Source organism: Haloglomus salinum (assembly GCF_024298825.1).
Taxonomy (GTDB): Archaea; Halobacteriota; Halobacteria; order Halobacteriales; family Haloarculaceae; genus Haloglomus; species Haloglomus salinum.
This window is the reverse complement of record NZ_CP101153.1, coordinates 2,875,654-2,896,964: the sequence shown is the minus strand read 5'-3', so window position 1 is coordinate 2,896,964 and position 21,311 is coordinate 2,875,654. Positions and strand designations below refer to the sequence as shown.

Sequence of the window (21,311 nt, the reverse complement as noted above, 5' to 3'; positions counted from 1 at the left end):
ATTTCATTTTGAGCAGTATTCGCCAGAAGTGTGTTTGTTTACCTGTTGTGTCTGAGGTTGCGGAGTTATTAGGGATTTCCTCATCGTATCCTCATCCGGATGGCGCGACCCGGTCGCCCTCGAACGTCTCGTGGCGGTCGTTCAGGTGGAACTCGACGGTCACACCCTCTGGCGTGAACCCGCCCTGGGCCGTCACGCGAACCAGCAACGTCGAGATGACCCGGTCCTCGGAGTGTGGCGTCCGGTCGTTGAGGCTCGCGACGACGGTGGTGTTCGCTCCGCCTTCCGCGACGTCGGCGACGTCGAAGGCCATCGAGGAGTTGACCCCGGAGACCTGGACGACGGCGAGGTACTGCGAGCCGAAGTCCGTCGCCCGGATGAACGAGTGGGCGTCCGGGGGGAGCCGGCCGACGTCGAAGGCCTCGGTCGCCGCCTCGTCGGTGACGACGGCCGCGTAGAACTCGAGGTCGAGTTCGTCCTGTAGTCCGGGGCCGAAGACGGGCCCGTCGTCGACCTCGTGGAACTCGAACGGCGGGCCGCCCGAGGACGGCGACCACCCACAGCCGGCGAGCGGGAGTGTGAGGAGTCCCATCCCGCCGGCGAGTACCTGTCGTCGACCGAGCCATGGCCGTGCGGGGGTGGGAGACTCTTGATTGGAGGGTGTCGGAGTCATCGAATCAGTTTGTGGGGAGGGGGCCGGCGGGGATGAGCCTCGTGGGGATTGTCGGGGGGCGGGAACTGGACGCGTGCCGGCTAGTCGCGTCGGCGCCGAAGCACCGACGACAGCACGGCGTTCACGACCAGCACCGCGCCGACAGCGACGGCGACGACCTGCCAGCCGGGAAGCCCCAGCCGGACCACGTCGAAGAGATCCGCCAGTGGCGTGTACAGCACCGCCAGGTGGAGCGCCAGCGAGCCCGCAACCGCCGCGAGGAGCCACCGGTTCGACAGGAGCCGCGCTCCGAACCGCCGCCGGATGACCTGGACGAGACCCATCTCCGCCACCACGAGGAAGGTGAACAACAGCGTCTGGGACCGGACGAGCGACCCCGTCGCCGAGAGGGCCTCGAAGAACAGCGCCAGTCCAGCGACCGTCGCGGTCGCGGCGATGGTGAGGACCGAGATGACGACATCGCGGTCGATGACTGAGTGGCCCGGCTCGCGTGGCGGTCGGTCCAGCACGTCCGGGGCCTTCGGGTCGACACCCAGCGCCAGCGCCGGGAGGCCGTCGGTGACGAGGTTTATCCACAGCAACATCACCGGCGTCAGGATGAGCGCCTCGGCCTGGGACGCGAACAGGTCCGGGAACAGCGCGCTCCCGACGAGGACGCCCAGGAAGACGATGAGCACCTCCGCGGTGTTGGCCGAGAGGAGGAGGTTGACGAACTTCTGGATGTTGTCGAAGATGGCCCGGCCCTCGGCCACGGCGTCGCGGATGGTCGCGAAGTTGTCGTCCTGCAGGACCATGTCCGAGGCCTCCTTCGTCACGTCCGTCCCGCGGATGCCCATCGAGATGCCCACGTCGGCGTTGCGGAGGCCGGGGGCGTCGTTGACGCCGTCGCCGGTCATCGCCACGGCGTGGTCGTTCGCCTGGAGCGCTTTCAGCACTCGCACCTTGTGGGTCGGCGCGACTCTGGCGAACACCTCGACGTCCTCGACGACGTCGCGCAGTTCCGCATCGGTGAGGTCGTCCAGCCCCGGGCCCGTCAGTGCGCCCGTCGGGTCGAAGCCGATGGACTCGCCGATGGCGCTCGCGGTGATGGCGTTGTCACCGGTCACCATCACGACCCGGATGCCGGCGTCGCGGCAGTCCGCCACCGCGCCGGCCACCTCCGGCCGTGGCGGGTCGAGCATCCCCTGCAGGCCGAGGAACGTGAGTCCGGTCTCCAGCGTCTCCGCGTCGGCGTCCGGGTCGACGTCGGTCCTGCGGGCGAACCCCAGCACGCGGAGGGCATCCTCGGCGAACGCGTCGACCCGGGTTCGGATGGCCTCGCGCCGCTCGTCGGTCAGGGCGACCGCCTCGCCGTCGACGAGCACCGTGTCGCACCGCTCGAGGATGGCGCCCGGCGCGCCCTTCGTGTAGGCGGTCGGGCCATCGGACTCGTTGCCTGCCGTCGCCTCCTCGCCCTCGACGACGACGGTCATGCGCTGTCGCTCGGAGGAGAACGGCACCTCGCGCAGTCGCTCGACGTCGTCGCGGTCGATGCCGGCCTTCGCCGCCGAGACGACCAGCGCCACCTCGGTCGGGTCACCGAGGAACGCCTCGTCCTCGCCGGCCCGCGCCTGCTCGGCGTTGTTGCAGTACGCCCCGCATCGGAGGACCGGCGCAACCTCGCCGAGTTCGGGCGTCTCGCCGGCACGGAGGAACTCACCCTCCGGTTCCAGTCCCGACCCCGTGACCTCGTACTCGTCGTCGCCGACCCCGAGTCGGGTGACGGTCATCTGCCCCTCGGTGAGCGTGCCGGTCTTGTCCGTGAGGATGGTGTCGACGGAGCCGAGGCTCTCGACGACCGGCAGCCGGCGGACGAGGGCGTTCCGCTCGACCAGCCGCTGTGAGCCCAGCGCCAGCGTCAGCGTCACGACCGCCGGGAGCCCCTCGGGGACGGCCGCGACCGCGAGCGTCACCGCGGTCAGCAGGATGATGATGGGTCCGGTGTCCGTGAACAGGAACTGGACAGCGACGACGAGGCCGATGAGCCCGAGGACGCCCAGCCCGATGCGTCGGCCGAGTTCGTCGACCTCCTGCTGGAAGGGCGTGTCGTCGCGCTCGGCGTCCTGTATCTGCGTGGCGATGGCGCCCACCTCGGTGGCCATCCCCGTCTCGACGACGACCGCGCGCCCGCGCCCCCGGACGGCGGTCGTGTTCATGAACAGGCAGTTGGACCGCTCGGCGAGCGGCGTCTCCGTGGGGAGCGCCCCGGTCGCCTTCGTGGTGGACGTGCTCTCGCCCGTGAGCGCCGACTCCATCGTCTCGAGGTCGGTCGCCTCGAGGAGGCGCGCGTCCGCCGGCACCGCGTCACCCTGGTCGATGACGACCACGTCACCGGGGACGACCTCCGTCGCGGGGACGCGGCGCTTCTCGCCGTCGCGGATGACGGTCGCGTCGGGTGTCGCCATCTCGCGTAACCGGGCCATCGCCTGCTCCGCGCGGTAGTCCTGGACGAAGCCGAAGACGCCGTTGCCGAACAGGATGAGCAAGATGAGCCCCGCGTCGACGTAGTTGGGTTCCTCGCCGGGCAGGAACCCGACCGCCAGCGATAGCAGCGCCGCCAGCACCAGCAGGTAGATGAGGACGTCCTGGAACTGCGCGACGAACAGGCGCAGCGGCGAGACGGACTCGCCCTCGCGGATCTCGTTCGGGCCGTGTGTCTCGAGGCGGCGGGCCGCCTCGTCCGACGAGAGCCCCGTCTCGTCGGCGTCGAGTGCGTCGTAGAGGTCGTCGACGGGCGCGCTGTGCCAGTCATCGGGCGGTGTCAGCGCCGTCCGGTCGTCGCCATCGCTCATCGGCCGGCCTCCGACGTGGTCGCCATCGGCCGGGAAGCGAGTGCAGGCTGCCCGTTCGCGCTCGGACGGCGCATCGTGTGGCTGGGTTGGCCGACACCCGGACGGGGTTTATGCCCTCCGCCGGCTCTCGCCCAGCGAGAACCGGAACCGCAGCGAAGTTGTCCCCCGCCCCAGTCGACCGTGCATATGTCGTCCGAACCGCGTCATCGCTGCCGTCACGGGGGGAGCTGGAGACGTACGCGAGCGGCTGGTGGGCGTGCGCGCGTGGATGCTCGGCGTACGCGCGCAGACGGCGGTGGTGGCACGTGAGCGCGCCCGGGGGCCCGGGCGCGAGCGAGGCCGCCACTCCCTCGCTCAGCCGCGAACTCGGGCTGTTCGAGGTCACGGTGTACGGCGTCGGCCTCATTCTCGGGGCGGGCATCTACGCCATCCTCGGCGAGGCCACCGCCGTCGCCGGCGAGTCCGTTCCGCTCGCGTTCCTCGCGGCCGCCGTCGTCGCCGGCCTCACCGGGCTGAGCTACGCGGAACTCGCCTCACGGTACCCGAAGGGGGAGGGCGACTACGTCTACGTCCGGGAGTCGCTCCGGAGCAAGCGCCTCGCCGAGGTCGTGGCGGTGTTGCGGGTGTTCGTCGGCGCCGTCTCCGCCGCGGCCGTCGCACTCGCGTTCTCGGGGTACCTGACCGCCTTCACCGACGTGCCGCCGGCGCTGACCGCGCTCGCGCTGGTGGTGCTGGCCTCGGCGGTCAACTTCTGGGGCATCGAGCTGTCGGCGAAGCTGAACGTGCTGTTCACGGTCGCCGAGGTCGGCGGGCTCGCGCTGGTCATCTGGCTCGGGCGGAACGCGTGGGGCTCGGTGGCCGTCCTCGACGCACCGTTCGGCGGCTCGGGCATCGTCGCGGCCACGTTCCTCGTCTTCTTCGCCTACCTCGGCTTCGGCTCCATCGTCAACGTCGCCGAGGAGACCCGCGACGCCACCCGGACGGTGCCGCGGGCCATCCTGCTCTCCATCCTCATCACGACGGTGCTGTACGTGCTGGTGGCGTTCTCGGCGGTCGGGCTCGTCGACTGGCGGACGCTCGGCGCGTCGGCGTCGCCGCTCGCGCTGGTCGCGGAGGCCGGGAGCGGGGCGGTCGCCGGCTCCGTCGTCGGGGCCATCGCGCTCACCTCGACCGCGAATACCGTCCTCATCCTGCTCGTGTCGACCTCGCGGCTGCTGTACGGCGTCTCGAAGAGCGAGTACCGCTCGTTCCCGACTGCCTTCTCGCGCATCCACGCCGGCCGGCGGACCCCGTACCTCGCAGTCGCGCTGGTCGGGGGCCTGACGATACCGTTCGTCCTGCTGGGCGACCTGGGCCAGGTGGCGGCGCTGGCGAACGCTGCGCTCCTCGTGGTGTTCGTGATGGTGAACGTGGCGCTCCTGAAGCTTCGATTCGACCGGCCCGACGACCGGTCGGGCTTCACCGCGCCGCTCACCGTCGGGCGGCTCTCGGTCACCGCGCTCGCCGGGCTGGTGACGACCGTCGCGCTGCTGGGGTTCTACCTCACGACGTTCCTCTGAGGGCTGGCCTGGTCGCCCTCTAGTCTACTTAATACGAAATTTGGACGCTAGTATTTCAAATAGTTCAAAAATACATGATGTATGTGGGATGTGCTGCCTGTATCTGTCTAGCCTGTCACTCCTGGATGGACTCGAATATCTCCACGCCCGACGAGGCGCCGATGCGGGTGGCGCCGGCTTCCACCATCTCCACCACCTCCTCGAAGGAGTGGATGCCGCCGGAGGCCTTGACCTCCACGTGCGGGCCTGCCGCCTCGCGCATCGCGCGGACCTCGTCGACGTCACAGCCACCCTCGTAACCGACCGCCGTCTTCACGAAGTCCGCACCGCCCTCGTCGACGAGTTCCGAGGCGTGGCGGATCTCCGCGTCGCTCAGCGTCGGTGACTCGATGATGCACTTGAGCGTGTGCTCGCCGACGGCCTGCTTGACCGCACGGATGTCGTTGACCACGTACTCGAAGTCGCCGTTGGTGAACGCCGTCCGGTTCATCACCATGTCCAGTTCGTCGGCGTGCTGCGTGAGTGCCTCGACCTCGGCGCGTTTCGCCTGCGAGTTCTGGATTCCGTACGGGAAGCCGACGACGACCACCACGTCGGCCTCGTCGCCGAGGACATCGGCGGCAAGTTCGGCGTGGTACGGGACGACGCAGGCGGCGTTGAAGCCGTACTCCAGCACCTCCTCGCAGAGCTCGCGGACCTCCGCCTCCGTCGAGTCCGGCTCGACGTTCGTGTGGTCGATGAGCTCCACCACCCGCTCGGGCTCGGCGCGCAGGGTCTCGGCATCCATGTCGGGGGCGACTCGGCCGAGCGGCTTCCGTGTTTCGGGGACCGTAGCGAGCTACAGGTGCCCCTGCTGCTCGGCGCGACTCCGCTCGGCGGCCCGACGGAGCTGGAACCAGATGACAGCGAGTACGACGAGCGACAGGAACGCCATCGAGAGGATTCCGAGGGCCCGGGCGCCACTCGCGTCCTGCAGCGCGACGCCCGTCGTCAGGAGCACCAGCAGTGCTGCGGCGGAGACTGCGTGGGAGGGCCACTCCATGGGCAGCGGCTGGAGACTAGCCGAGAAGTGCCTTGGGGCGGTCGCGTCAGTCGCTCGGTCGCGTCGGTTGGGCTGACGGCCAGTCGCCACGCCACTCGGTTCGGCTGTTCAGGCCGCCGGGCTGGACCGCTCGCCCGAGGTGCGGGTGGTGACCAGCACGGCGACGAAGCCGCCCAGTCCGCCGAAGGCGACCGGGTAGACGATACCAGCGACGACGAGCGCCCGGAGCGGGCTGGGCGCGATGCCGCCCTGTGTGGCGACGAACAGCGCGAGGACGACAGTCACCAGATAGCCGATACCGACGGTGAGGCCGGCCTGGACGCCGGCTCGCGGTGTCTCGCTCCGGAGGTGGAGGGCGACTGCCGCACCAGCCACCGCGAGGACCAGCGGCGGGATGGCGTAGACGTACGTCACGTCGAGCAGGCTGACGGTGTCGACGAGTTCGCCGCCACCCCACAGTGCGCCGTCGGGACCGAACACCTGCGGCGTCCGGGTGCCGACGAAGTGCCCGTCGAAGAACACCCACAGGACCGCCCGCCAGTCGGGAACGCCGCTCCCGAACGGCCCGGTGACGGTGACGCTCGCGGCGCGGGTGCCGGCCGTCACCCACGTCACGAGATAGCCGACCAGGAAGGCGAGGACACCGGCGAGCGCCCCGGTGCCCAGCACGGCGGTCCGCGTCCGGTTCCCGATTCGCCCCGTCTCGTCGGTGGTGGGAAGGTCGCTCATAGGTGGAGAGAACTGCTCCAGTTGCTTAGCGGATGCTCTGCTTCTCACCCGCCGGGAACCGCTGAACGAGTTCGGGCCGCTACTCCGGCAGTCGCGGCGGCTCGAACACCCGCAGCCCGAAGTAGGAGACGAGGACGGCGCCGAAACCGACCGTGACGAGCGTGAGCTGGACGAGGGCCCCCACCAGCGGGAGTCGGGAGAGCAACTCCATCAGGAGGACGAACCCGGCACCGCCCAGCGCCGCCGCGAGCGTCGGGCGCTCGACCGGGAGGCGCCGGCCGAGCAGGGAGCCGTACACCACGTAGCTGTACGCGACGACGAGGAACTGCCCGAACAGGCCGAGGATGCTCACGGGCAGCAGGACGAGCGTGAAGGCCATGTAGACGAACAGGACGAGCAGCGTCACACCCGCGAGCGACCCGACGACGCCGCTGACGAGCGGATGGCCGGTGACGGTGGCGCCGACGTTGTCGAGCAGTTCGGGGGTCCGTCGAGTCAGCAGCGCGGCCGCCCCCGCGACGACGAGCATCTGGAGCAGGACGAAGCTCACGACCGTGGCGGGCGAGCGCTGCTGAGGCGTGACGTCGACCGTCGTCCGGGAGCCGACGCTGGCACCCTCGGCCACCGTGGTCGTCCCGGAGACGGCCTGGAGTTCGCCCGTGATGGCGCCGCCCTCGGTCACGGAGAGGTTGCCGGCCAGCTGCGTCACGTCGCCCGCGACGCGGCCCTCCACGTCGAGCGTGCCCCCGACGACGAACAGGCGGCCACGGGCGGTCGCGTCCGCGGGCACCGTCACGGTGCCACCGGCGACGACGAACGCGGGCGCGTCCCCGTCGAGGGTTCGGTCGCCCTCGAAGACGATCTCCATCGACGCGGGCTCGGCGCCGCTGGCCGACAGGAGGAGGAAGACGGCGATCAGCAGCGGCAGCACCTCGACGGGATTCATCGAGTCACCTCCTGGGGTTCGGCGCCTCCCTCGGACGCTCGGGCGATTTCGGCCGCCCGCCGGACGTACAGTCCCACGGCGAGCCCGAGCAGGAGGAGCAGCGCGAGCGCGTTGACGAGGTTGAGGTGTGTCAGCAGCGTCACCTCGGCGTGGTCGAGGTAGAGCGCGACGGCCGTGCTGAGGAAGGTCGCGAGCCAGCCGGCCATCCCGATGCCGATGGCGGTGTGGGTGCCCACGGTGTCGACCGTCGAGAGGTCGGGCCAGAGCGCGAAGTTCAGCGTCGTGTAGAAACTCACCGTCAGCGCGTAGAACAGTGGATTGACGATGGACGGGGCGCCGCCCGCGACGCCGGGGAACAGCGCCGCCAGTCGCAGGTCCGACGTGTAGAGGACGTGCGTGAGCGCGAACAGCGCGAATACCGAGAGGAACAGGCCGTTCCGGTCGAAGTTCACGTAGAGGACGCCGGCCATCAGCGCGCCGACGACGTGGACCGCGGCGAGCGCCAGGCGCGGTCCGAGGTCGGGCGACTGCCACGAACTCAGGACGAGCGCCGGCGTGTCGATGATGCGGAGGAAGCCGAGGCTGTCGATGAAGAAGACGCCGAACATCAACAGCATGGGCGACCAGAAGGCGAGACTGCGGGTCGTCACGGGGTCGGGTCGACAGAACCGTCCGGGGCCGAACGCCTCGGCCTGCGTCGCGAGCGCGTCGAGGACGTCCTCGACGGCCGCGACCCGCCCGGAGACGACCACGCCGAGGACGAGGACGCCGGGGAGCATCGCCGCCACCATCACCCGCGCGAACACGTCGATGGACCACGCCAGCGGGACGGCGTTGGCGAGGCCGTACGTCGCGGCCGTGATGATGGCGGCGACGGGGCCGCGGTCGGGGACCGGAATCAGGTCGACCGCGAGGCTGAACGAGACGGGGAAGCCGACGCCCAGCGTGACCGACGCCGCCAGTATCCACGCGCCGAACGCCGGCACGCTTCGGATGAAGGGCGCGGCGACCGTCAGGACGAACTGCACCAGGACGACGGCGAACAGGAGCCGGAGGCGTGTCCGGAGGTCCCGGCTCCAGCCCCGCCGGTCCATCGTCACACCGAACGCGACGGCCACGGCGAACGTGACCAGCGCCAGCCCAGCCATCCACATGGAGACGAGGGTCCGGCTCATCCCGACCAGCCGCGTCCCGAGGTCGATGAGTCCGAGCTGGACGAACGTGATGTTGTAGTAGTAGCCCGCGGTCATCAGCGCGACGAAGAGGGCGTACCCCGCCACCGTCGCCCAGCGTCCCTCGCGGACGAACTCGACGAGCCTCACGGCGTCCCGCCTTCGAGGTGGCGCGGGCGAGGGCAGGTCGCTCCGGCCCGGTGGTCGGTGTCGGTCGTCGCGGACATCAGAACCCCACGACGAGTACGGTCGAGGCGACGAGTAGTGCGACGTGGAAACTGGCGTGGGCCACCATCGCGGCCTCCAGCGACCGGCGCCAGAACAGCCACCCGAACGCGACCCCAGCCACCGCGTTGAGGACCACCGTCCGGACGACGAGCGCCACGCTCGCCTCGTCGGTGGCCAGCAGGGTCGGCAGGTGGCCCAGCCCGAACAGGATGGCCGACCCGACGATGGCTGCCCACACGACCGTATCGGAGGGGCGCTCGCGCCCGTCTCCGACCTGTGCTCCGACTCGCCAGAACAGCCACGCCAGCGGCGCCATCGTACCCCAGCGGAGGAGCAGTTCCTCGGTGATACCGCCGTAGAGGAGCCGGAGTGGGATCGACTCGGCGAGTGCCCGGAGGGTCTCGGCGTCCGAGAGGACCGCCCCCGTGGTGAGGCTGACGAACGGCGAGAACGCGGCCTCGAGGATGGCGACCGCTACGAAGCTCGCCACGCCGAGGCCGATGGCCAGCGGGAGCGACTCGCGGAACGCCGACCACTCTGGTGGCTGACCGGTCGCCCACCGATAGACGTGCGAGTGTAGACCGACGCGGGGAGCGGTCACCACGCCGAGCGTCACGAACACCGCGAGCAGGACCGTGGAGTTGGCTGCCGCGACGACGACCAGGGCCGGGTATGAGAGCCCCTCCAGCCCGGCCGTGCCCTGGAGCGACCGGGCTGCAGTCACTGCCAGCGCGACGACACCGACCATCCCGAGACCGAACAGCGCGGCCCAGCCACGGAGCCGGCTGCCCCCGCTCCCGGCGCCGCTGCCCGTTCGCGTGGTGGCTGCTTCGGTCATCAGACTCCTGCCTCCGGGTCGGGGTCCGAGTCGTCCGCGTCCGACGCGCGCACGGCCGCCCGCTGGTCCGGGATGACATCGAGGTCCGGCTCGATGTCGCCGAGAATCAGCAGCGAGTAGTAGCGCAGATACGTCACCACGGGGACCTGCGCCAGCGCGACGGCAGTGAGGACCGCCAGCGCGAACAGGAGCCCGACGACGGCGAACACGGCGATGCCGGCCGGCGGGACGACGAGGAAGACGCCGAAGCCGATGGCGAACAGGATGCCGAACGGGATGAGGAGGACGAGGGCTGCCAGCAGGACGGCGATGCCGACGAGGACGCCGCCGGTCGCCGAGAGGAGGAAGCCGACGACGGCGTACGCGAGATACTGCTTCCACTCGCTCCTGACGGACGGCCAGAGCCGCCGCCAGCCGGCGACGACGCCACGGTCCTCCAGGAGCATGATGGGGACGACGAAGGCCGTGGTGAACGCGTTGACGAGGGCGGCGGCGAGGGCAAGGACCAGGAACACCGGGACGAGGAGGACCAGGAGCGCGAGCGAGACGCCGATGCTGGCCGGCCCGATGTCCAGCGCCGAGAGGACGACCGGACCGATGACGAGCAGGAAGCTCCCGAGGACGACGACCCCGAGCACCAGCCGGAAGCCGAACAGGCGGGCGCCCTGGCGCCACCGGTCGGACCAGTACCGGCGAATCGCGACCGTCTCCGACCGCACCGTGTCAACCAGGACGAACTCCATCACCGACGAGACGAACAGCAAAGCCAGCCCCAGGAGGAGGACGGCAGCGACGACGGCCCCCACGACGAGCCATAGCTGTGGCCCGACATCGACGTTCGAGATGGTCCCCGGCGGGACGAACTCGCCGCCGCCGTTCCCGCCGCCGGAAGCCTGGAACCCGGGGAAGTTGGCGCCGGGGACGCCGACGAAGAACGCGATCAGGGCGAGTTTCAGCCAGGTCCGCGGTTCGATCGGGGTGAGGAACGACCTCGTGGCAGCGAGGGCATCCTCGAGGTCGTCCAGGGCATGGAGGGCCATAGCGGGGGTTTCACGCCGTCTGATTTAGTAGTGGGTGGTGATTCTCCCGGTCGGAGCCACGGCCTGAACCCCCCGCTCCGCGTGCGTCGTACCGGCGCCGGTCGCCCGACGGCGGGCCGACCCGCCACGGATTCCGGAGCCAGCTACGCCATGTGGATTCGGGGCACGGCGTCGGGGAAGCGGAACCGTTAATAAGGCCAGTCGGTTACGAGAAAACGCGCTCTGGTAGTGTAGTCCGGCCAATCATATTGCCCTCTCGAGGCAATGACCGGGGTTCAAATCCCCGCCGGAGCATCCGACTTCTCACGCCCGTCCTGTCGTCCCTGTCACGGATTCGGCAACTCATCCCCCGCTGATATCGCTGTCCTCGCCCTGCAGCCGTGGGTCGATAGCGGGTGCTCGCTGTCGGTCGCTGGCTCGCCGGCGCGCACTGCCGACCAGCGATTCCTCCTCCCCCTCGATTCTGACCTCGTGATCGTCGAGGTGCTCACGCGCGATACGTTCGAGCGGCGATTCGCCCCCATGCGATGTCGTCGGTGCTGTCCCGTTGGCTGACCCAGTCGTCGATTCATCGTCCGAGGTGGTCGGTCCATCCTCTGTCGCTGGAACGCTTCCCGTCTCCGTGTCGGGCGCGGTCGCCACGTCGGTCAGGAACAGCATATCCGGGTGACTGTCGGCGCCCCGCTTGTAGCTCGACACGGTTCCCCGCAGCCGCCGGCGTGCCGGTTGGTCCTCCTCCCCCGTTCCAGACGCGGTGCCGAGTACCTTCACCGTCGCCTCCGGTGATGGCTCGGCGACGTACCAGCTCCCGTCCCGCCGCATCAGCTCCAGAACGCCGCGTTCGCCAGCCGTCTCGAACCAATCTGACATCGGTGCTTTCTGCTGCGGCATCGTTTAAGAAGTTTAGACCGATGGCGACCACTTGTCGAAAGAGCCCAACGCCTACCACCTCTCCCTGCCACCTCCAGACGATGACCGACACGGAGCATCACACCATCCCCGTCGCCGACGGGGAGTCGCTCGTCGCCGTCCACCACCCGGCCCCCGACCCGGCCGCCGACTGGTTCGTCTGCTGTCACGGCTTCGCCAGCGACAGGACCGGCAGTTACGAGGGCCGGTGCGAGCGTGCGGTCGCGGAGGGTTACCACGGCGTCCGGTTCGACTTCCGTGGCTGTGGCGATGCCGACGGCGCGTTCGCCGCCGCGACGCTCTCGGCGCGCATCGCGGACCTCCGGGCGGTCCTCGACCACCTCGTCCCCGATGAGGGCTCGGTGGTCCTGTTCGGCTCCAGTTTCGGCGGCAAAACCGCCTTCCACGCGGCTGCCGGCGGCGGACCCAGGGGCGACGGCACCCCGGACGAGCGCGTCACGGCAGTGGCGACCCGTGCGCCGGTCACCCACGGACGAGCGTTCGACCCACTCGCCGAGGCCGTCCGCACGCAGGGCGAGGTCGAGTACGCCCCCGGGTTCCCGGTCGACGAGCGCCTCGTCGACGACCTCGCGGGCTACGACTTCGGCGACGTGGCCGACCGGCTCGACGTGCCCGTCGCCGTGTTCCACGGGCGGGACGACGACTCCGTTCCGCTGGCGGACAGCCTCGACGCCGTCGGCGCTCTCGACACCGATGCCGCGCTGTGGGCGGTGGCCGATGAGGGGCACCGGTTCTCCCGCGAGGCGGAGGCACAGATGCGCGACCGGCTGTTCGACTGGCTGGCCCGGCTCGACTGACGGAGCAGCGCCTCAGACCTCCACGAGCACCTTGACTGCCTCGCGCTCGTCCATCATGCGGTAGCCCTCGGGCACGCCGTCCAGCGACACCGTCTCCGTGAACACCGGCGACGGGTCGAGCGTCCCCTGCAGGACATCGGCCAGCAGGTCGTCGGCGTACGCCCGGACCGGCGCGACGCCACCCCGGAGGGTGACGTTGTCGCCGAACAGCGGGTAGAGGTCCAGCCCGTCCATCCCGTGCGGGACGCCGACGTAGCCGACCGTCCCGCCGGGGCGGCACACCTCGACGGCGGTCTCCATCGCGCTCGCCGCGCCGACCGCCTCGACGACGTGAGACACGCCGCCGTGAGTCCGTTCGAGGGCGGCCTCGACTGCCGCCTCGCCCCGGGCGGCGATAGTGTCGGTCGCACCGAGTTCCTCCGCGAGTGCCAGCCGGTCCTCGTGGTGACCCATCGCGACGACCCGTTCGGCACCGCGGCGCCGCGCCGCCGCGACCGCACACAGACCGACCGCACCGTCACCGACCACCACGCAGTCGTCGCCGGGCTCGACGCCCGCACTGACCACCGCGTGGTGGCCCGTGCCCATCACGTCGGTCAGCGGCAGCACCGAGCGGAGGACGGCCTCGTCGTCGGCGTGGCGGTCCGGGACCCGGACGAGTGTGCCGTCGGCGTGGGTCGCCCGGACGTACTCGCCCTGGGCGCCACCGTCTTCGCCGCTCCAGGAGCCGCCGTTCACGCAGGAGGTATGCAGGCCCTTGCGGCAGAACTCGCAGGCCCCGCAGGACTGGACGAAGGGTGCGAACACGCGGTCGCCGGGCTCGACCGAGACCACGTCCTCGCCGACGGCCTCGACGATGCCCATCGGCTCGTGGCCGACCCGACTCCCCTGCTCGCGGTCGCTCTGCCCCCGATAGAACCAGAGGTCCGAGCCGCAGATGGCGGTGTGCGTGACGCTGACGACGGCGTGTTGGGGCCCCTCGACCTCGGGCTTCGGGCGGTCCTCGATGCGGATGTCACCGGGACCGTGGAAGACGGCGGCGCGCATACCGGCCTGTCGCGCGGTGCCGTGAAAAGGGCTCCGTGGGGCCCCAGAGGGTGAACGCCGGGGGGAACGCACAGCCCCACACGGACGCGTCGCCGGCCGGCAGCGACGTGGTGAGTGTCTCGAATCCGTGCTGGCGGTCGACGAGTGACCCGGCCGGGACCGCGGATGGGCGAGACCTGCCGACTCAGAAGAACTTGCCGCGGTACGTCTCCGCGAGGTCCCTGTCGAACGCGGTCAGCGGAACCACGTCTGCCTCCGAGAGGTCGTCGTACCGGTCGACGTAGGCGAGTGCGTCCTCGCGGTCGGCGAACGGGAGCGGGTTCTTCCCCATCGGTGCGTCGATGCGGTCGGCGTTCGTCTCCAGCACCCAGTTCGCGTCGAAGCCGTCGGCCCAGTCCTTCGTGTCGTAGTCGTGCGCCCAGGTTCCCAGCACGTCGTCCTGTGCGCGCCCGTCGTCGAAGTGGCCGGGGGTGGCGTAGTACGCGGCCAGACAGCCCGGTGAGCAGAAGTGGGCCCGCTCGCCGTCCTCGAAGGAGAGTTCGCCGTTCCACTCGGGGAACTTCGCGGGCGCCATGCCACAGACGCTACACTCGGCGTCCTCGGGAACGGGTGCCCGGTCGAGCGCCGATGGCTCGTCGGGCTCCGGGAGGAGACGGCCCCGGTACTTCCGGGCGAGCGGCACGTCGAACGCGGCCAGCCCGACGATGTCCTGCTCGCCGAGGTCGTCGTACTGGTCGACGTACGCCACCGCGTCCTCGCGGTCGGCGAACGGGAGCGGGTTCTTCATCATCGGGTCGTCGACCCGCTCGGTGTCCAGTTCGAGCGCGTAGTGGGCCGTCGTCGCGTCGATGAGTTCGGTCGTGCGGTAGTCGCGAACCCAGGCCGCCACGACGGTGTCCCACGTCCGGCCCTCCCGGAAGTGACCGGGGGCGGCGTGGTAGGCGGACAGACAGCCCGAGGTACAGAAGTGGACGCGCTCGCCGTCCTCGTGGGCGAGCTGGCCGTTCCACTCGGGGAACTCCGCCGGCTTCATCCCGCAGACCGCACACGAGGCGTCCTCGGGAACGGTCACCGGCTCCGTGAGGTCCGGCTGCTCGGTACCGGTCGGGGTCCCCGTCGGGGTCGGAGAGCCGCCGGTGTCATCGTCTCCATCCGAGTCCCCGTCGCCGGTGCAGCCCGCGAGCCCGACTGTGGCCGCTCCAGCAGCCGTTGCGAGTACGGCTCGTCGAGAGAGGCGTCTCATGTGTGAACCTACGGCTGCGAGATGTATTTACGGTCTGGTACAATTCCCGAAATTCTGCTATCGGCGGAACCGACTCGTCCCCCGGGCCGGTGACAAGAACCCCGCTCGAATGGACGATAGAAGCCTTTAATCAGGGACGGTCGTAGGCGTGGCATATGCGAAACAGACGCACGCGTCGCGGGAGGGCGTGGTCATGAGCTACGCTCGCGGTACCATCGCGGCGCTGGTGGACGCGGTGGTTCCGGAGACGCCGGCCGTCGGGGACGACGTGCAGGCGGCCGGGGCGCTGGACATCGACCTCGACGAGACCGTCGAGACAGCGTTCAACGAACTGCAGGAGGCGCCCGAGGGGCCCATCCGGTCGCTGGGCTACGAGACGATGCCGTTCGCGCCGCTGCTGGCGCTCCTGCTCGATGTCGGCGCGCTGGAACTCATCCTGAAGCGGGAGCGCGAGGCGCCGCTCCAGTCCCCCGACGAGCGGTTCGCGGGCGGGCCGTTCTCCCGACTCGCGCGCGAGGACCGGATGCGGGCCATCCGCCTGCTGGAGGCCGACGGCGTCGTCCCGGGCCTCGACGAGACGTACGACGCGCCCATCGGCATCGTCGCCTACCTGATGCAGGGTGCGCTGTTCATCACGGCGATGGCGGCGTACAGCGACTGGGGCGACGACTCGGAGCGGCCCCAGGGCTGGGAACAGGCCGACTACCCCGGTCCCGCCGACGGATACGCCGTCCACATGGGCTACGAGGTCGACGAGTTCGAGGAGAACGACTACGGCGCGGACGCCGAGGAGGGCGACGCCGAATGACCGGTTCGGGGGCCGACATGAGCGACCCGGACGTGGTCGTCGTCGGGGCGGGCGGTGACGCGCCGGCGCTGGCGTGGCGCCTCGGCCAGCAGGGTATCGACGTGCTGCTGCTCGAGGCGGGGCCGTTCCACGGGAACGAGCAGTTCCCGGCGCCCCACAGCGAGCGTGGCAACACCGCCTCTGCCTCCACCGACGACCTCTCGGGCGACCTGCTGGACCAGCAGTTCACGGCCCGCGAGGGCGACATGGGGAGTCCCGTCGACGGCAAACTGCGCTGGGGCCCGGCCGACGCCGAGCGCGCGCCGTGGGCCCGGACGGTCCCACAGACCGGCGTCATCTCGCAGGTGGCCGGCGTCGGCGGCACGACGCTGCACTACTACGGCAACCACCCGCGGGCGTTCGTCCCGTCCATCAACGAGCAACCACACTGGCCCATCGACTACGCCGACCTGGTGCCGTACTACCAGCATCTGGAGTCGGTCCACCCGGTGAAGCCGGCACCGACGACGCCCAAAGCGGAGCTGTTCTTCGAGGGCGCGCGGCGGTCGGGGTACGACCTCACGACGGGCCTGAACGTCGAGGACGAGGGCTACCGGCCGTTCCCGAACGCCATCCACCAGCCCGACGAGGCCCTGCGACGGGACGGCGACTACGACGGCGATTTCCGCGACGTGTCGGGCGACACGCTCGCCTGCCACGAGCACCAGGGTGGGCCCCATCCGCGCGGTGCGGACTTCGAGGAGCGGGCGAAGCGTGGCTCGCTCACGTCGCTCGTGCCGAAGGCGCTCGCGACGGGGCACGTCGAGATCCGGCCGAACGCCTTCGCGACCGAGGTACTCACGCGCGCCGGCCCCGGGCCGCTCGAGGCCTGCGGTGTCGAGTATCGGGACACCTGGACCGGACGCACGCGCCGCGTGTTCGCCGACGCCGTCGTGCTCGCCGCGGGCTGCATCGAGACGCCGCGACTGTGGCTCAACTCGGGGCTTCCGGACGACGGCTGGGTCGGCAAGGGCCTCACCACACACCACTTCGACTTCGTCTCGGGCACGTTCGATTCGGACACGCTCGAGGACGTCATCGGCCAGCGCAAGGTCGAGCCACACCAGGGCCAGGCTGCCGGCTCCCGGCTCGACGTGCCCGGCAAGGGCGGCATCGCGGTCAACACCTTCGCGCCCGGCATCACCGCCTCGGTGATGTTCTCCGAGTCCATCGACGGCTTCGCCTTCGAGAACGACACGACCGGCGAGCCGTGGGACACCCACGGCCGGGTCACCGGCACGAAGCTGAAGGAGGAGATGAGCGACTACCGCCGGATGCTCACCCTCATCTGCCACACGGACGACCGGCCGCGGCAGGACAACGGCGTTACGCTCGATTCGGCCACCGAGGACGAGCACGGCCCCGTCGCCCGCATCGACTGGTCGCCCCACCCCGAGGACGACGAGCGCCGCGACGACCTCGCGCGCCGCGCCAGCAAGCTGCTCGACGAGGCCGGCGCGAACCACATCCACCGTGCCGGCGCCGCACCCATCCTCCTCCACCTGCAGTCCTCGATGGCGATGGGGAAGGTGCTGGACTCGGGCGGCGAGGCGCTGTCGGTCGACCGCCTGTTCGTCGCCGACCACTCCGCGCTCGCCAACGGTGTCGGCGGCGCCAACCCGACCCACACCGGGCAGGCGCTCGCGCTCCGAACCGCCGAACACCTCGCCGACCGCTACTTCGACGGCGTGTCGGACCCCATCCCCGCGAACCCGACCCCCGCCTCGGCCGACGACTGAGGTACCTGGCTCGGTCCGACTTCCGTTCCGCCCGCGTTCTCACGGGCCGGCATTCCACGCACCCATGCCAGTCCGTCAGTCGCAGCGGCGCGCGCTGGCGACACGGCTCCGGCTCCCGCGAGCGAGTTCAGCTCGCGAGCACCTCGCCGGAGCCGGGACCGCCGGCACCGCGCGAGGGCCGAGGCGCGCAACGGAGCAACGCGGAGTGAGCACCGCAGGCGGCTGGGGAGGCACGTGGCCCACGGCCCCGACTGACCAGTACGCGGCCCTGGCGGATTCGAAGGGCGAGGCCGCTACGGGAAGCACGGCGACGCAAGCACCGAGGGAGCGAAGCGACCGAGGCGCACAGCGAGCCGCGCGACCGTAGCGGTCGAGGGCTTCGTGAGTGTTCATCGAATGGGCAAATTTATCTGCAATGTGAAGATATGGTGAGTTATTGTGCTATTTTACAAAATATGACGAGTGTATAATTTATAATGCTCCTACTCCCGCAGGTCCTTCCGGCGAATCTTCCCGGTCGATGTCTTCGGCAGCTCCTCGACGAACCGGATTACGCGCGGGTATTCGTACTCCGCCAGTCGCTCCCGGCACGTCGAGCGCAACTCGTCGCGGACCCGGTCGTACTCCACCTCGTCCAAGCCCTCCACGGGCTGGACGTACGCCGCGATGACCTCGCCGCGCGTCTCGTCCGGTTCCCCGACCACGCCGGCCTGCTCCACGGCGGGGTGGTCCAGCAGGACCTGCTCGACCTCCAGCGGCCCGACGCGGTAGCCCGCGGTGAGAATCACATCGTCCGCACGCGAGCGGAAGCGGACGTAACCGTCCTCGTCGCGCATCGCGAGGTCGTCCGTGAGGAACCAGGTCTCTCCGTTGCACTCCACCGTCTTCGCCGCGGTCGCCTCCGGCCGGTTCCAGTACTCGTCGAAGAAGACGCGCCGGTCCCACGGGCGCAGTGCGATCTCCCCGACCTCACCCTGGGCGACGGGCTCCCGGGTTTCCGTGTCCAGCAGCGCGAGGTCGTAGCCGGGGAATGGCTTGCCCATGCTGCCCGGCTGGGCGTCGAACCAGCGGCGGTTGTTCCCGACGACGAGGTTCAGCTCCGTCTGGCCGTAGAACTCGTTGACCGAGACGCCCACTAGTCCCTCGCCCCACTCCAGAATCTCGGGCGTGAGCGGCTCGCCGGCCGAGCCGATGGCCGACAGCGAGAGGTCCCAGCGCTCGGTCGGCGAATCGACGGTCATCAGCATCCGGATGGCCGTCGGCGGGAGGAAGGCGTGGGTCACGTCGAAGCGCTCCATGAGGCCGAAGGCCCACTCCGGGTCGAACGACTCCCGCGGCGCCCCGACGACGCGGTGGCCGTGGTGCCACGCGCCCAGCAGCGTCCCGCCGAGCGCCGCGCCCCAGGCCCAGTCGGCCGGCGTCCAGACCGTCACGTCATCGGCCGGCACCTCGTCTCGCACGTGATACCCCTCGAAGAACTGCTGGGCGGCGGCCGCGCGCCCGAGCCAGAGCGCGTGCGAGTGGAGCACCCCCTTCGGCGGGCCCGTCGAGCCGCTCGTGTACATGATGGCCGTCCGGGTCGAGGGGGTGGCGTCGTGGGCGTCGAACGCGCCCGCGGCCGCCTCGTCCGCCACTGCATCGAACGGCTCCTGTGCGGCGTTGAGCGCATCGGCCACCTCGTCGGCCGCGTCCGGGTCGGCATCGACCGTGAACAGCGACTCCAGCGCGGGCAGGTCGGCCGCTTCCAGGTCCGGAAGGACGCTCCCGGCGGCGACCACGGCCACCGCGTCGGCGTCGCCGAGTCGGTGCTCCAGCGCGTCGCGGCCGAACAGCGTCGTCAGCGGGACCGAGACCGCCCCGGCCTTCCAGCACGCGAGGTGCGCGAGCGGCGTCGCGGCGACCTGCGGGAGACAGACCCCGACGCGGTCGCCGGGCCCGATACCGCGCTCGCGGAGGCCCGCCGCGAGCGCGTCGGAGTGCGCGTCGAGGGCGCCCCACGTGTACCGTTCGACGGGACCATCACCGGCGGCGTCCTCGGATGCTACCACGAGTCCCGTCGCGTCTGCATCGTGCTTCCGGACCATGTCGACGCCCGGGTTGTAGGCGTCGGGGAGGTCCCACTCGAAGTCGGCGCGGGCCGCCTCGTAGTCGTCGTAGGTCGGCATCACCTGCCACATGGACAGCGAGTCTCGGGGAGTGAGTATGGGAGTTGTGGGCTGGAGCCAGCGACTCACCGAGCGGTCGCCTCGACCGACGGGCGGCACGGCCCATCGAGCGGCCAGCCCGCGGCGGCGGGTAGCCCGTGGGCGATGAGAGGCCCGCGGGCGATACGTGGCTCGTGGTGACGGGTGCTCGTGGGCGCGTCAGGGCGGCCGCAGTGCGTAGGCGTGGCCGGGCGGCCCGTCGGCACCCTCCGGCGCGCGTTCGGTGACGTAGATACCGTCCTCGGTCAGGAGCGGCGCGCTGGTGACCCAGCCGTCGAGTTCCAGTTCCCACACCTCCGTCCCGTCGCTGGTGTCGAGGGCGTAGACCGAGCGGTCCTTCGACCCGACGACGACGCGGTCCACGGTGGTCGCGGGGCAGCCGACGATGCGGCCGCCGGTGCTGTAGCGCCACAGCTCGGCCCCACTGCCGGCGTCGAGCGCGTACAGATTACCGTCGTGACTTCCGATGAAACAGACACCACGACCCACGTCGATGGCGGGGCCGCTCATCACCATGCCGTTCGTCTCGAACGCCCACTCTTCCGTGCCGTCCGCGAGGTCGACGCGGTAGACGTTCCGGTCCCACGAGCCGAAGAAGGCGGCCCCGTCGTAGGCGGCGACGGGCCCCTTGATGGCGTCCCCCGTCTCGAAGCGCCACTGGAACTCCCGCTCCGGGTAGCTCCACGCGTACAGGTAACCGTCGTTGGACCCGACGACGAGCCGGCCGACGTCCCGGTCGATGGCGATGGTCGAGTGCGGGTGGTCGGTCACCCGGCGGTCACCCCACTTCCCCCCGCCGGTATCGGCGTCGACGCCGAAGACGCCGCCGCTGGGGGTGTAGTACTCCACGGCGATGTAGACATCGCCCTCGTGGTAGGCCGGCGAGGAGCCGATGGCGTCGCCGAGCTTCCGGCGCCACACCCGCTCGCCGCTCCCGAGGTCGAACGCGTACAGCGCGCCGTCGTACCCGCCGATGTAGACGAGGCCCTCGGCGACGGCAGGCGTCCCATGGATGCCACGCGTGGCGTGTTCGATTGCGGCGGCCCATACCAGCTCGCCGTCGGGCGTGAACGCCCGCAGCGTCCCGTCGTCGCCCGGGACGACGAGGCGGTCGCTCGCGCTCTCGTTGCCCGTCGCGCTCCGAACCTCGGCGGCAGGGACCCGGACGAAGCTCGCCTTCGCGGCGGTGTGGTCGCCCGTGTTGACTGGGTGGGACCACGCCACCTCGACATCGTCGGGGACGGTTGCGTCGGTGTGGAACCCACGGCGCCGGAGGCCGCCACGGAACTGCGTCGCCGCGGCCCGGGCGAAGTCGGAGCTGGCGGGGTCGGCGAGCGTGGTACAGCCGGCGAGACCGGTAGCCGCTGCCGCACCAGCCCCGAGCCGGAGGAATCCACGGCGGGAGGGCGTGACCCGTCGGTCGGTCATGGCCGACTCCACTCCGGG

18 protein-coding genes and 1 tRNA gene are annotated in these 21,311 nt (G+C 70.5%); 5 read left to right on the top strand and 14 right to left on the bottom strand.

The window, feature by feature from the left end; genetic code table 11:
* Nucleotides 1–91: 91 nt before the first annotated feature.
* Together NL115_RS13930 and NL115_RS13925 are read right to left on the bottom strand one after the other, a co-directional pair.
* Entirely contained in the window at nucleotides 92–592 is a 501-nt protein-coding gene (locus NL115_RS13930) for a hypothetical protein (protein WP_254829954.1), read from the bottom strand.
* Nucleotides 593–753: 161 nt separating this feature from the next.
* Nucleotides 754–3,504, bottom strand: a complete 2,751-nt coding sequence (locus tag NL115_RS13925; RefSeq protein WP_254829953.1) for a cation-translocating P-type ATPase — start codon at nucleotides 3,502–3,504, stop codon at nucleotides 754–756.
* 305 nt (nucleotides 3,505–3,809) lie between these two features.
* Between NL115_RS13925 and NL115_RS13920 the strand changes: the two genes are divergently transcribed.
* Nucleotides 3,810–5,063: an APC family permease gene (locus tag NL115_RS13920; RefSeq protein ID WP_254829952.1), complete on the top strand. Its 1,254-nt coding sequence runs from the start codon at nucleotides 3,810–3,812 to the stop codon at nucleotides 5,061–5,063.
* A 115-nt stretch (nucleotides 5,064–5,178) separates the two neighbouring features.
* Here the strand turns inward: NL115_RS13920 and deoC are convergent, their stop codons facing one another.
* The 7 genes from deoC to NL115_RS13885 all read right to left on the bottom strand — a co-directional run bounded on the left by deoC (nucleotide 5,179) and on the right by NL115_RS13885 (nucleotide 11,058).
* On the bottom strand, nucleotides 5,179–5,850 hold the full coding sequence (gene deoC / locus NL115_RS13915) for a deoxyribose-phosphate aldolase (RefSeq protein WP_254829951.1): 672 nt from the start codon (nucleotides 5,848–5,850) through the stop codon (nucleotides 5,179–5,181).
* Nucleotides 5,851–5,901: 51 nt separating this feature from the next.
* Entirely contained in the window at nucleotides 5,902–6,105 is a 204-nt protein-coding gene (locus NL115_RS13910; protein WP_254829950.1) for a hypothetical protein, read from the bottom strand.
* A 108-nt stretch (nucleotides 6,106–6,213) separates the two neighbouring features.
* Nucleotides 6,214–6,834, bottom strand: coding sequence for a DUF7978 family protein (locus NL115_RS13905; protein ID WP_254829949.1), 621 nt, complete (start codon nucleotides 6,832–6,834; stop codon nucleotides 6,214–6,216).
* A gap of 79 nt (nucleotides 6,835–6,913) precedes the next feature.
* Nucleotides 6,914–7,780: a bactofilin family protein gene (locus tag NL115_RS13900; RefSeq protein ID WP_254829948.1), complete on the bottom strand. Its 867-nt coding sequence runs from the start codon at nucleotides 7,778–7,780 to the stop codon at nucleotides 6,914–6,916.
* The gene (locus NL115_RS13895; RefSeq protein ID WP_254829947.1) at nucleotides 7,777–9,102 is read right to left on the bottom strand and encodes an MFS transporter; all 1,326 of its coding nucleotides are present in this window, start codon (nucleotides 9,100–9,102) and stop codon (nucleotides 7,777–7,779) included. The genes NL115_RS13900 and NL115_RS13895 overlap by 4 nt, the downstream gene beginning before the upstream one ends.
* A 76-nt stretch (nucleotides 9,103–9,178) precedes the next feature.
* Nucleotides 9,179–10,018: a CPBP family intramembrane glutamic endopeptidase gene (locus NL115_RS13890; protein WP_254829946.1), complete on the bottom strand. Its 840-nt coding sequence runs from the start codon at nucleotides 10,016–10,018 to the stop codon at nucleotides 9,179–9,181.
* A complete protein-coding gene (locus tag NL115_RS13885; protein ID WP_254829945.1) occupies nucleotides 10,018–11,058 on the bottom strand; it encodes a DUF7544 domain-containing protein in 1,041 nt (346 codons plus the stop codon). Before NL115_RS13885 ends, NL115_RS13890 begins: the two co-directional genes overlap by 1 nt.
* Nucleotides 11,059–11,277: 219 nt before the next feature.
* Between NL115_RS13885 and NL115_RS13880 the strand changes: the two genes are divergently transcribed.
* A tRNA-Glu gene (locus NL115_RS13880) sits at nucleotides 11,278–11,352 on the top strand.
* A 48-nt stretch (nucleotides 11,353–11,400) separates the two neighbouring features.
* Here NL115_RS13880 and NL115_RS13875 read toward each other — a convergent pair.
* Nucleotides 11,401–11,928, bottom strand: coding sequence for a hypothetical protein (locus NL115_RS13875; protein WP_254829944.1), 528 nt, complete (start codon nucleotides 11,926–11,928; stop codon nucleotides 11,401–11,403).
* A gap of 101 nt (nucleotides 11,929–12,029) precedes the next feature.
* Here NL115_RS13875 and NL115_RS13870 point away from each other — a divergent pair, with 101 nt between their 5' ends.
* Nucleotides 12,030–12,785: an alpha/beta hydrolase family protein gene (locus NL115_RS13870; RefSeq protein ID WP_254829943.1), complete on the top strand. Its 756-nt coding sequence runs from the start codon at nucleotides 12,030–12,032 to the stop codon at nucleotides 12,783–12,785.
* A 12-nt stretch (nucleotides 12,786–12,797) separates the two neighbouring features.
* Here the strand turns inward: NL115_RS13870 and NL115_RS13865 are convergent, their stop codons facing one another.
* Nucleotides 12,798–13,832, bottom strand: coding sequence for a zinc-binding dehydrogenase (locus tag NL115_RS13865; RefSeq protein ID WP_254829942.1), 1,035 nt, complete (start codon nucleotides 13,830–13,832; stop codon nucleotides 12,798–12,800).
* Between the two features lie 184 nt (nucleotides 13,833–14,016).
* Complete coding sequence (locus NL115_RS13860) at nucleotides 14,017–15,075, bottom strand: nitrous oxide reductase accessory protein NosL (protein WP_254829941.1); 1,059 nt, start codon at nucleotides 15,073–15,075, stop codon at nucleotides 14,017–14,019.
* 193 nt (nucleotides 15,076–15,268) lie between these two features.
* Here NL115_RS13860 and NL115_RS13855 point away from each other — a divergent pair, with 193 nt between their 5' ends.
* Nucleotides 15,269–15,883 (top strand): hypothetical protein, encoded by a 615-nt coding sequence (locus tag NL115_RS13855; RefSeq protein WP_254829940.1) that lies wholly within the window; start codon nucleotides 15,269–15,271, stop codon nucleotides 15,881–15,883.
* The gene (locus NL115_RS13850) at nucleotides 15,880–17,661 is read left to right on the top strand and encodes a GMC oxidoreductase (RefSeq protein WP_254829939.1); all 1,782 of its coding nucleotides are present in this window, start codon (nucleotides 15,880–15,882) and stop codon (nucleotides 17,659–17,661) included. Before NL115_RS13855 ends, NL115_RS13850 begins: the two co-directional genes overlap by 4 nt.
* Before the next feature lie 482 nt (nucleotides 17,662–18,143).
* On the opposite strand, the gene NL115_RS13845 is transcribed toward NL115_RS13850, so the two are convergent.
* Complete coding sequence (locus NL115_RS13845) at nucleotides 18,144–19,838, bottom strand: acetate--CoA ligase (protein ID WP_254829938.1); 1,695 nt, start codon at nucleotides 19,836–19,838, stop codon at nucleotides 18,144–18,146.
* A gap of 186 nt (nucleotides 19,839–20,024) precedes the next feature.
* On the bottom strand, nucleotides 20,025–21,293 hold the full coding sequence (locus NL115_RS13840; RefSeq protein ID WP_254829937.1) for an outer membrane protein assembly factor BamB family protein: 1,269 nt from the start codon (nucleotides 21,291–21,293) through the stop codon (nucleotides 20,025–20,027).
* Between the last annotated feature and the right edge of the window lie 18 nt (nucleotides 21,294–21,311).